Source organism: Pseudocolwellia sp. AS88 (assembly GCF_030551755.1).
In the GTDB taxonomy this organism is placed as follows: Bacteria; Pseudomonadota; Gammaproteobacteria; order Enterobacterales; family Alteromonadaceae; genus Pseudocolwellia.
The window spans coordinates 72,802-84,609 of the sequence record NZ_JAUPEC010000003.1 but is presented as its reverse complement, the minus strand read 5'-3'; the positions used below and the strand labels follow the sequence as shown (position 1 = coordinate 84,609).

The 11,808-nt window shown below is 35.9% G+C and carries 12 protein-coding genes; 5 read left to right on the top strand and 7 right to left on the bottom strand.

Annotated features, from left to right (window positions below; translation table 11 throughout):
* Entirely contained in the window at positions 1–903 is a 903-nt protein-coding gene (locus Q5N69_RS03220; RefSeq protein WP_304367411.1) for a LysR substrate-binding domain-containing protein, read from the bottom strand.
* Positions 904–1,106: 203 nt separating this feature from the next.
* Between Q5N69_RS03220 and Q5N69_RS03215 the strand changes: the two genes are divergently transcribed.
* The 5 genes from Q5N69_RS03215 to Q5N69_RS03195 all read left to right on the top strand — a co-directional run bounded on the left by Q5N69_RS03215 (position 1,107) and on the right by Q5N69_RS03195 (position 4,742).
* Positions 1,107–1,550: a DoxX family protein gene (locus Q5N69_RS03215; RefSeq protein WP_304367410.1), complete on the top strand. Its 444-nt coding sequence runs from the start codon at positions 1,107–1,109 to the stop codon at positions 1,548–1,550.
* 43 nt (positions 1,551–1,593) lie between these two features.
* The gene (locus Q5N69_RS03210; protein WP_304367409.1) at positions 1,594–2,307 is read left to right on the top strand and encodes a pirin-like bicupin family protein; all 714 of its coding nucleotides are present in this window, start codon (positions 1,594–1,596) and stop codon (positions 2,305–2,307) included.
* 285 nt (positions 2,308–2,592) lie between these two features.
* A complete protein-coding gene (locus Q5N69_RS03205; RefSeq protein ID WP_304367408.1) occupies positions 2,593–2,931 on the top strand; it encodes a hypothetical protein in 339 nt (112 codons plus the stop codon).
* Positions 2,932–2,991: 60 nt separating this feature from the next.
* A complete protein-coding gene (locus Q5N69_RS03200; protein ID WP_304367407.1) occupies positions 2,992–4,068 on the top strand; it encodes a transporter in 1,077 nt (358 codons plus the stop codon).
* A 167-nt stretch (positions 4,069–4,235) separates the two neighbouring features.
* Complete coding sequence (locus Q5N69_RS03195) at positions 4,236–4,742, top strand: DUF4234 domain-containing protein (protein ID WP_304367406.1); 507 nt, start codon at positions 4,236–4,238, stop codon at positions 4,740–4,742.
* Positions 4,743–5,025: 283 nt separating this feature from the next.
* Here the strand turns inward: Q5N69_RS03195 and Q5N69_RS03190 are convergent, their stop codons facing one another.
* The 6 genes from Q5N69_RS03190 to Q5N69_RS03165 are packed head-to-tail and all read right to left on the bottom strand — an operon-like array spanning position 5,026 to position 11,663.
* Entirely contained in the window at positions 5,026–6,360 is a 1,335-nt protein-coding gene (locus Q5N69_RS03190) for a DUF58 domain-containing protein (protein WP_304367405.1), read from the bottom strand.
* Positions 6,357–7,334 (bottom strand): MoxR family ATPase, encoded by a 978-nt coding sequence (locus Q5N69_RS03185; RefSeq protein ID WP_304367404.1) that lies wholly within the window; start codon positions 7,332–7,334, stop codon positions 6,357–6,359. Before Q5N69_RS03185 ends, Q5N69_RS03190 begins: the two co-directional genes overlap by 4 nt.
* Positions 7,331–8,479, bottom strand: coding sequence for a hypothetical protein (locus tag Q5N69_RS03180; RefSeq protein ID WP_304367403.1), 1,149 nt, complete (start codon positions 8,477–8,479; stop codon positions 7,331–7,333). The genes Q5N69_RS03185 and Q5N69_RS03180 overlap by 4 nt, the downstream gene beginning before the upstream one ends.
* Positions 8,472–10,007 (bottom strand): hypothetical protein, encoded by a 1,536-nt coding sequence (locus tag Q5N69_RS03175; protein WP_304367402.1) that lies wholly within the window; start codon positions 10,005–10,007, stop codon positions 8,472–8,474. The genes Q5N69_RS03180 and Q5N69_RS03175 overlap by 8 nt, the downstream gene beginning before the upstream one ends.
* Positions 9,994–10,944, bottom strand: a complete 951-nt coding sequence (locus Q5N69_RS03170) for a stage II sporulation protein M (protein ID WP_304367401.1) — start codon at positions 10,942–10,944, stop codon at positions 9,994–9,996. The genes Q5N69_RS03175 and Q5N69_RS03170 overlap by 14 nt, the downstream gene beginning before the upstream one ends.
* A complete protein-coding gene (locus tag Q5N69_RS03165) occupies positions 10,941–11,663 on the bottom strand; it encodes an RDD family protein (RefSeq protein WP_304367400.1) in 723 nt (240 codons plus the stop codon). The genes Q5N69_RS03170 and Q5N69_RS03165 overlap by 4 nt, the downstream gene beginning before the upstream one ends.
* Positions 11,664–11,808: the final 145 nt, after the last annotated feature.

Genomic DNA, 11,808 nt, shown 5'->3' with positions numbered 1-11,808 from the left:
CTATACTCTTATATTGGCAGCAGTTAATAATGTGATTAATTGCTGTAAGCCTTTACCTCTATTAACTGTTTTCCAAGCGATAAACAGCTCACAAGTTGGTAAAGGCGTTAATAATTTAACTTCTACGAACTCACCACTCTCTAATAAATGCTTAACGCGATTTAGAGGTAAGAAGCCTCCACCTAATCCCGCAGCTATCGCCTTAATTTTTTGCTCTACACTCGCAACATAGAAATGCTCGCTTTGTTCAATAACACCTATGGTAATTTTAGGTACAATACTTTTAGCGCTGTCGTGCACAATTACGGTTCTGTGATTAGCCAATACTTCTTGCGAAATAGCTTCCTTACTTTTTGCCAATATGTGGTTCTTACTTACGCAAAAAATCACTTCCAATACACCTAAAGATATTGTTCTTAAGCCTTTTTGATTAGGTACAGGAGCGGGAACACCAATAAGTAGTTCAACATCGTCTTCTATTAATGCTTCCCAAGAGCCATTTAGCACCTCTTCTTTGATATCAATTTGCACATGCTTGTATTGGTCTAAGAAACGCTTCAAGGTAGGAAAAACCGCATCTACATCAATAATTGAATCTACCGCGATACGTATCTTTGGTTCCCAGCCGTTTGCTATAGTTTGAGTTTGTTCAGATATTTTGTTTATAGCGAGTAAAATATTACGCCCTTCATCCAATAAATGTTTACCTGCTGGCGTTAAAACTGATCGCCTACCTTGCCGTTGAAAAATAGTAACTTTAAGTTGGTCTTCTAATTTTTGGATAATATAGGAAAGAGCTGAAGGGACTTTATCTAAGTGTTCAGCAGCTGAAGCATAACTTCCATGCTCTGCAATGGCATCAAGTACTAATAAAGCTTCGATGGAAATAGTGGGATGATTCATTGTGTTATAGCCTGAAAGAAAGATAAATACATATATTGTTCAAAAAAACTGAACAAATCAAACAAATAATCATGGTTATTTAAGTGATTGGTTTTATCTACAATGTTTTCATTGGCTAAACAGAATGTATGTACATTAACGATAGGCCTTATGAATCACCTCCCTCACGAGAGGGAAATCCAAAACAATGTAAAGAGAATATTATGTCAACTTCAATACTAAAAAGATCACTTACCTCAACACAAACAACAGCTACCTTACCTTTGCGCTTAATAGCCGGCATTATTTTTAGTACCCATGGGGCACAGAAATTATTTGCCTGGTTTGGCGGTTATGGATTAGAGGGCACCGGACAATGGATGGAATCAATTGGATTATCGCCTGGTTATTTAATGGCGCTTGGTGCCGGTAGTGCTGAATTCTTTGGTGGATTGTTACTCCTGTTAGGTTTATTCACTCGACTATCAAGTGTGCTATTAGCATTTACCATGATTATTGCGATATTTAGTGTGCATATCAGCAATGGTTTATTTATGAGTAATAATGGCTATGAGTTTGGTTTAGCTTTACTGGGTATAAGCTTAGCGTTAGCTATTCAAGGTGGTGGCAAGTTCGCATTAGATAACGTTATCGTGAACAAACTGTAACGAGTATTTATCTCTTCATATATTAAAATTAAGGAGAAAAACCATGATTAAACATAATCCCTTTAATCAACTAGGCAAAGCTGATCATGGTTGGTTAAAAGCAAATTTCCATTTTAGTTTTGCTCATTATTACAACCCAAAACGTATGGGGTTTGGTGTATTGCGTGTTATTAATGATGACTTGATTGCTGCCAATAGCGGTTTCCCGGCTCATCCTCATAACAATATGGAAATTATTACCTTTGTTCGTTCTGGGGCTATTCATCATCAAGATAATACGGGTAGTAAAGGCATAACTCATGCCGGTGAAGTACAAGTAATGAGTGCAGGTAAAGGTATAGTTCATTCTGAATATAACAAAACAGATGAGCCATTAACTTTATATCAAATTTGGATAGAGCCAAATAGTCGAAACGTTATGCCACGCTGGGACAGTAAATTATTTCCAACTGACTACAGCACTAACGCTTTACCTTTATTAGTGTCGGGGTATGAGGAAGATAAAGATGCTTTATTTATTCACCAACGGGCGAGAATCTTCGGCGGACAAATTAAAAAAGGCACTCGTATCCATCACAAAATAACTCATCAAGCTTATGTATTAGCATCTAAAGGGTGTTTTGAATTAGCCAATAGCGGTAATTTAATCACGATGCATAAAGGTGATGGTGCTGAAATAACTAAAACGAAAGAAATAACAATAACAGCTACAAGTGATTGTGAAATTGTTATTATTGATGCCCCTCACCAGCACTAACTTTCAATATTAAACCATTGAGTTCAGATTAAATGGCGAAAGTCTTAGACAACAGAGCTTAACAATTCATAAAAGTTGAGCTCTTTGTTTGGTTTTCTTGATAAAGAATTGTTTTTCTGTCGCTTATTTATTGCTATCAAGTTCTGATTCTGTTCAAATTTACCTATCACTAACATCTAAAAATTTAACGTGTTAAAAACTAAATTGCCTAAACTATTTATACTTAGCTTTATTTTGTTTTGTCATATTTTCAGTATGCTTATGCCTGCCAGTGCGGCGATGAACATGTCTACTGCAAATATTACAAAAAAAGATATTGCACCTATTTGTAGTGGTAATGGACAAATTAGATGGATCAAGTTATCTGAGTATTATAAAACAGGTAAACTCAGCTTTATTGAAAAACCTCTTGTAGATGAAACTTCTGAACAAAATGACAATACAGAAAACACCTGTTCATTATGTTCGCTTTACAAACAATTAGATAACCATTCAACAGCATTAATAGCGCATTTGTTTGTAATAGGACATATAACATCAGAAGCCCCTATTAGCTTTTTACAACATTTCACCAAACGCAGTTCTTTAAGCCCAAGCTCGAGAGATCCACCTTTCCTAACGTAAATAATCAGATCCTAGTTACAACTTAAATTCTTATTTTATTTACAAATTTTAGGAAAACATATGTCTTTTTTTACTAAAACAGCCTGCGCTGTAGCAATCTCATTTTTATCAATTTCTGCTCAAGCAAATGAAACTGGCGATCATCAACATGATCACACAAAAATTCTCCCGCAAGCACATGCGCCTATTGGTGTTATGGGCGACCATATGCATAACAAAGGCGAGTTTATGTTTTCATATCGTTACATGGATATGGATATGGCAGACAACACACAAGGTCGACATAATATATCGTCAGATGAAATAGCGACAACGGTACCAAACGTATTTGGTGATATGCCGCCAACAGTTCGTGTTGTTCCACAAACAATGACCACTAAAATGCACATGTTAGGTTTTATGTATGCACCAACAAACGATTTAACTTTAATGTTGATGTTAAATTATATTGAAAGAGAAATGACATTAACAACCTACGCAGGCATGACAGGTACGACACAGCTAGGCGATTTTGACACTGAAAGTAGCGGGCTTGGCGATACAAAGGTTGGCTTACTTTACCGTTTACACGATAACGACACACATCACTTTCATTTGAACGCTAACTGGCAAATACCAACTGGCGATCTTGAAGAAGAGGCTGAAGTACTAACGCCAATGAACATGCGTACAACATTACGTATGCCTTACGCGATGCAGTTGGGTTCAGGTTCAAATACTTTTGAATTAGGAACAACCTATAACGGTTACGCAAATAAAAGTAACTGGGGTGGTCAAATCATGTATAGCAAAGCTTTAGATACAAATGATGAAGGTTACCAAGTAGGCGATAAGTTACAATTAACAGCTTGGTACGGCCATCAATTAAACGACTTTTTAAGCAGTTCAATACGCCTTACTTATATTACGAGCGACGAAATTGATGGCATGGATACAGAGATTACCGCACCTGTAACTACAGCTAACCCTGAGAACTATGGTGGTAATTACTTAAATGCTTCATTTGGTTTAAATACGGTAATAGCTAACAAACACCGCGTTGCTTTTGAATATACAGTTCCATTAGAACAAAATGCAAATGGTGTGCAGATGAAGATGGATAAAATGTTTACCGTAGGTTATCAAATAGCTTTCTAAGCTAACAAAATCTAAATTCTTTAATTATAAACTTATTGATTTAAATAAGTTATTCCTTAAAAAAGCGTGCTTAATTTGCACGTTTTTTTGTATATTTATTTCCAATAGTAAAAAACATTCTGCTAGAATGAATATGGGATACAATTATTATAAACAAGGAATAAGAAATGTCAGACACAGATTTAACACCTGAAACACAAAATGCTTTTGAAGCTCCTAAAGCCGACCTATCAACACCTGCTACAGAGAACCCTATTTTAGAAATGAAACGCTTCACGGCATGGGGTGTATTTGGCTTATCAATTATAACGTTGGGTTTATATTTCATTTATTGGATGTTTACTCGTACTAAACAAATAAATATGCTTTCGAAGGTGGCTAAAGCAAATATTGTGGCGTTATATATTTACATTGGATCTAGTGTAATAAGTAATATTAGCCAGTATGTTTTAGACCCAACTAATATGGTCGTTGCTATCGTGATATTAATTGCAGGTGTTGCTGGCATTGTAGCTTACATTATGACTGTTTTCTCAGCACGAAAAGCATTACAAGAAGTGATTAACGAAGGTAGTCAAGAAGAAGTTAAGTTAGGTGGTATTTTAACGTTTTTCTTTTCAGCTATTTACTTCCAGTACAAAATTAACGAAGCAATTGATAATCAAAGTGAATAATACCAAACGCATTAATGAATTGACCTATTTTATACGAAGAATAAATGGTCAAATACAAGGCATTTATTTTAATAACTAGTTGTTCTAATTATTAAATAAATAACGATGTAGTTGGTCATTTAAACAAGTATAAATGATCAATTGGTTATTGCGATTGGTATAATTAGAATTAGGTTATTCAACTTAATAAAAAAGAGCCTGATGGCTCTTTTTTTGTTTATTAGAACTTATTCTATATTTAGGAAGTAATACCAATTCCATTAAGTTTATTATCAACTCTCAGTTACAACAGTCCAGCATGCTTAACACTCAAATAGGTATTAATCACTTGTGGCAGTAAATGCTCGGGTTGGCTATTTACGCAAATAATATTTTCTTTTCTTAAACGACTTAAGTTCTTACGGTAAGTATTTTGTAAGTCTACTGCTGCACAATACCGATGAGCTTCGCTTAACGTATCAATATCAGCCGCTAAAGTTTCAGTCAGAGCAACATTCTCAATATTCACTAAAGCGACAAGGTGATGGCGCTGAAGGTTTTTTAATGCAGGTAGTAACTCTTCAATACTTTGATCATTTAACGTAGTGACCATTAAGACCAAAGCTCGTTTACTACGTTTTTTAAGTAAATGGCTAACCGCTTGTTGATAGTCACTGGTTGTTTCATCTGGATGTAAATCGTAAAAATGATTCATCACTCGAGATACATTTTGCGCGCCTTTAACAGCAGGTAACCAACGTTCTTTTTGATTAAAGCTTTGCATACTAAACCAATCGCCTTGCTTTAAAACCGTATGGCTAAGCATAAGCAGTGCATTTAATGCTGCGTCAAAATGAGAACCAATAGCGGTTTCTATATTCATTTTATTACCCGCATCAAGCATTACAACTACATGTTGGTTTTGCTCTTCTTGGTATTCTTTTGCGATCAGTTTTTGTCGTTTACTGGTAGCTTGCCAATCTATTTGTCGAATGCTGTCGCCTTGACGAAACTCTCGTAGTTGATGGAACTCAGTACCACCGCCACGTTTTTTCATCTGCTTTAAGCCGTTGATAGGTTGATTTTGTACACCATTTAAGCTTTGCTGTTTTAAACGTTCAAAATCAGGATAGGTTTTAACCGTAATAGTGTCATCAATCAGCCAATAGCTTTGCCATAATCGCAGAGGTGATGCCAAACAAAACTCAATAGGTCCAACAGTCGCAGCACCTCTTTTTACTGATTTTAATTTGAAGAGAACGGAAGCTTTTTCATGAGCCGGAATTTCAATAATATTAGGTAAGCCTGCCAGTTGAAATTGTTGACCTATATGTTCTCTTACTGATAACCGCTGTTGGTTATCACTGTTATTTTCAATAATATACTCAACAGTATGCCAACGATTAAAACTCAGTTTATTACTTGCTGAACGCGTAATAGTTAATTGAGGCGGCTTTCTACTTTTACTAAAATCGACAATCGAAACAAGTAAGATAAAAAAGGCGCACGCGTCTATAAAGTTAACGTAGTTAGCGCTTTCATCACCGCCAACCAAAACTTTAACCGTGATAAATAGCGCAATTAAAACCCCAATCACCTTGATGATCGTATAAGAGGGTTTGAATGCTATTCGCTTCATACGCGAGGTGCTTCAATCGATTTAAGTAAATCATCAATGGTTTGATCTTGAGTAATACCTTCAAGCTCAACATCGGCTGATAATATTAAGCGATGTCTTAATACATTTTTGGCGACAACTTTAATGTCGTCAGGTACAACAAAATCTCGTCCATTCATCAGTGCTGTTACCTTAGCGGCTTTGATCAAGTTAATGCTTGCTCGAACACCCGCTCCATGGATGATCCCATGCCAGTTTCGGGTTTTAGTCACTATATCTAAGGCATAATGATAAATTTGCTCATCAACAGTTGTTTTAGTGGCTAGTACCTTAATCTTTTCAATAATGTCAGCATTCATTAATTGCGGTAACTTATTGGTATTTAACTCATGGCTTCTTTGTTCAGTATTCAGTTTTAATAATGTGATTTCATCATCTTTTAATGGGTAATCTAAATTTATCTTCATCATAAAGCGATCAAGCTCAGCTTCAGGGAGCGGATAAGTACCTTCTTGATCTAACGGATTTTGTGTCGCTAACACCATAAAAGGAGAGCTTAATAACTGGCTTTCACCGTCAATTGTTATTTGCTGCTCTTGCATCACTTCTAATAAAGCAGATTGTGTTTTCGCTGGCGCACGGTTAATTTCATCAGCTAATAATAAGTTCGTATGTGCGGGACCTTTTTTGATAATAAACTCGCCGGTTTTTAAGTCATATAAGCTATGACCCAGCACATCTGAAGGCATCAAATCAGGTGTAAATTGAACACGCGAAAAATCTACTGACAAGCTTTGTGCTAATGCTCTAACCAATAAAGTTTTACCTAATCCTGGCACACCTTCTAGTAAAATATGTCCACCTGAAAACAATACCGTAAGTACATTTTCAATGATGGTGTCTTGCCCAATCAATACACTAGCGATGCTACTTTTCAGTTGAGTTACCTGATTAAAGGCTTCCTCGATAGTTAGTTCTTGCGTTGCTTCAATCACAATAAATTCCTTAGTTCTCTAAATAACTTAATAAACTTTACTCTTTTGTTTTCATCTTCAGGTAATGGTTCAGATAAGAGTAAATAAATGTCACTTGTATTTTTCCCTGTTAATGAACTGATCAAGCTAGCTTGTTCATTTAGGCTGAGTTGTTTGTATTTTGGATGTCTTTTTTCAACAGCATTAGCAAGATCAATAAGTAATGCATTTTTAAGCACGTCGTGATGTTGATATTTAAATAAGAAATTACCAACAGCTTCAATATGTTTTGCAAATAAGTTTTTTGAGTGTTTTGATGGCTCAATCGCAACCCCTAAGCGCATACTAAGTTGCCACATCAGTAGTAAACTTAATATTAAAGTGAGTAATACAACCTGCCAGCTCCACTGCCATAACAAAACAGCCCAACTTGTAGATTGTGTACTCGGTAAGTAAACAAGTTTGTTATTTTTGCCTATTAACCACAATAAATACTCACCATGATCTAAATGCCTTAAACCATCATTTGAAATAGCATTAATACTGGGCACAAAAGTAATGTAACCCTCATTAACCCCCATTTCACAGATAAGTGTTGCTTCACTGTCTTTCTTAGAGATATCGAGCCCTGTGCAATTTTCAAAGGTAAAGCGATGTGCTAAATGTATTGAGAAGGAGTGTTCATCAGTGATAATTACTCCATTAGAGATAGGTGTGTCGAGAACTGATTCTCTAAATGCCACCTCTTCCGCATCTAAAACACTTACTTCTGATAAGGCAATAACGTCATTGTATTCTAGATTAAGCTGCTCTCGTCTGGGAGAAAGGGTATAAATTAAATGACCACCTTGCTTAACCCAAGTCACTAGCGCTGGTATCAACCCTTCATATTCAACTAAAGCCGCTTCATCGATAAGTAAGCTGGAGTCTTTAGATAAGGTAATTGTCTTATTTTTAAGAAAAGATTCTGATGAAGTTATGGTTGTAAGATCTTTCTGGTAACTTTCTAGGAATAGTCTTGCTGCAAGTAGTGGTTCCTGTTCAGCCTCTCTTGTTAAACCAATTTCTTCATCAACCATGTTCCATTCAATAACACTGATAAGATAGCCTATTCCAAGCACAAGAATAGCTAACCCAACAATTAAAAAGCCTTTAGATTTACTCATGATTTGCTTGCTCTGGCTTCATAGCATAAAAAGCAGTGATCACTTCTTCCACTTGTTGTTGAGTTACGTCTTTATGCGCCCAAGCTTGCTGAATCCACAAACGGAAAAGGTGTTGGTAATGTTTGTGTAACAATGTTGGCAAAGCTTTTAAAAGGGCAGTTTCGCATTCCTTTTCTGACATAGATTTTGTGATTAATACACTCGAAAAATTTTGCGCATAAATAAAAGCGTATTTAAGTAGATACATCAAAGCTGTTCGATAAGCATGTTCGCTATTAGCCACTTGTGCGGCTTTAAGTAAATCTTTTGGGCCTTCGGAGTGATCAATACTGCTCAGAAAAGTAGGGATTTCGACAACTTTCTCTATTGCCTTCGACTTCTGGCCACTAAATTTAAGCCATTTGAAACCTCCAGCCTGATATAACTTGTAAATAATCCAAACAATTAGTGCAGCTAATAGTAGCCAAATAAGATAAGCAGCAATATTACTTATTGCTGCTAAGCCAATAAAAAAGTTCTTTAACCAATCTAAGTTAAAGTCTTTGTTTTTGTTCTCGTTATCGGGCACCCAAACACTAGCAATCTCAATTAATTGATGTTGTTCATAAATATCATCGACTTCTTTTCTTATTGCGATATTACGCTCATTTAACACTTCTTCTATTACTGTATTTTCAGCTTCTAATGCATCAATTTTTTCAATCGCAGTTTGCTCTGCTGAAACTTCCTGAGCAGCTAATGGCGGTGCTGGTAAGGTAAAGCTAAAAATACCAATAATTAACGCTGCAGCAATATGACGAAAACGGGCAGCAATACCTTTAAAAGTAAGCTCTAAATCCCAGCCTTCCATATCAATACGAGAATTTAAGTACCCTAAAAAACCACCCGTTACGTAAAACGGTGTGATCAACATTAAAGCCACCATAAGACAGCAAGAATAAAGTAGTTCTAGTTGGTAAAAGGCGGTGCCACTGGTAAAAAATTGATCATCAATTGAGATGCCTTGCGGAATAAAGTTATAAACAACCAACATAAAGAGCATAGTGACAAGCACTTCGATATGTAAACAAAAGATCAGCCAAAAGGTTTGTTTATGATCATTTCTATTTAACAACGTATTTTTACGCTTACTTCGTTCTTTACCTTCTAGTAATTCAAGTTGTTCAATCGGCGCTAAATAGGCGCGATAAGGGCTAAAACGACGAATCGTTAACATCGAAATAATATCAATAACTTTAAGTTTTTTAATGGATAAAATCGACGACCATGTAGTGGTTGGCTGATAAAAACTACGCTTAGATAAAAAGTCTAAAAGGGGTCTTTCAAGCAAAGGTTTTAACCACCATACAATCAATGACGCTGTTGAAGCGCTAAAAATCAATGTAAGTAATATGATGATCGGTAAATATAAACAAACCACAATGAGCATAAGTTGAACAAAGTGATGTTTAACAACTAATTGAGTTAAATCGAACACTTGCCAAGCATTGCGTTGTCTAGCATTAAAAAATAGTTTAGCTATGTCCATATCGCGTCCCTCGGTAAAATATGAACAAAACGTAAAACCAACAAACAGCACCTGCACAATATTTAAAAGTATTTGGAATGTGCAATGGAGACCAAAAAGCTTCAATAACGGCTGCGATAACCAGCATAATAAAAGCGCCAACAATTAAAGGCAGTACAGTACTTCCTGCAGCTTTTATTGCGTGAGCTCTGGAATATTGCCCGGGCATCAATAAACTAAAACCTATTTTCGCGCCTGCAGCACCAGCAATAGTAATAGCTGTTAACTCAAAAGAACCATGTGTTACAACAAATGAGAAAAAGGTACTTTCATAGCCCACATTCACAATATGAGCTGAAATAGCACCAAAATAAAAGCTATTAAAAAGTAAGGGTAAAATAGCACCAATACCAAATAAAGCGCCGCCACCAAACATTTGAAAAGCTATACCTATATTGTTGTAGATATACACACCAAACATTAAAACAGTAGACCCAGATTCTCTTTCATCCATCTGAACAGAACTTGCAGGATCGTACATACTTTCAATATCTTTAATACTGCCAACGTCAAGAAAATAATAAACAGCATCAGGGTCTATTTTTACCCATGCAAACGCAGCTAATGCCAAACCATAAAATGCCCCAAATGAGATCCAAAGGTAATAACGGTTCTCGAATAGCGCACGAAAGAAGTTATATTTAAAAAGTCGTATTAATGAACTTATTTGTATTCCTTCACCTTGATATAAAATGCTTTGTCCAACAGACACAAAGTCATTAAGTTTTGCGATTAAAGACGGTGAGTAGTGACGAGTTCTTGCGGTTGCTAAATCATTACAGACTTGGCGATATAAAATAGGAAACTCTGCCGGCATATCGTCTTTTAAATTGATAGATAATTGCTCAAACTGCTGCCAGCGCGCTTCATTTTGTTGAACAAATTGGTTTTGCTTCATATTTTCTGGCCTAAATAAAAGTTAGCCATACTTTTTAATTTATGAGTAGCAGCTTCATCTTTGGCATTTAGGGCTTCACTAAGTATATTTGCAAGCTCTTCTTGGCGGGCAATAGATAACTTTTTACTTCGTTCTAAAAACTCTACAACAGCTTGTTGTTCATCAATGGCTAATTCAATACTTGGCGCATCTTCTTGGCTGATATTATCGCCTGCCAATGCTGATTTTATTTTCTGCTCTTGATAAATAACAAGTGTGCCAGCACTCCAATCACCAATACGTTTATAACTTTTACTAAAACTCATGGTAGCTATACCTAAGCAATAACCAAAAGGAAACGCATCGGCAGGACGTAGTAAATTTCGAATAATAATATTACTTAAAGTGGCAGGTAGCCCATTGTCTTGCACAACTTTCAGGTTAAATTTTTTCTTACCCGGTGTTGTTCCAGACTTAGCTTCAAAGGCAATATAGTAACCCCAAGTTATAACAAAATAGGCTATTAAAATAAGCCCTTGGCCGGCATCACCTAAAAAAGATAAAGCGGCTGCAATTAATGCAAAAACAAGCGCACGAATGAAAAAATCGTAAAGATAGGCACATGAACGAACAACAATACCTGCAGGCACAAGATTAATACTTACACCTTCGGGTAGCTTGATGAAAAACTTATTATCTAATCCTTGATACTGCATCATTACTTTTTTATTGATATCCATCTGTATAATTTTATTTGCATTAGGCTTGGTAAGCTTTAAGAGAACAACGAGAGGGAAGCTCTTTTATTTTGAAATATTACCAAAGAGCGATTATTAGATGTTGTGCTGCCTTGCATGAAAAATAAAGTAACACTTTGCTGTTAAA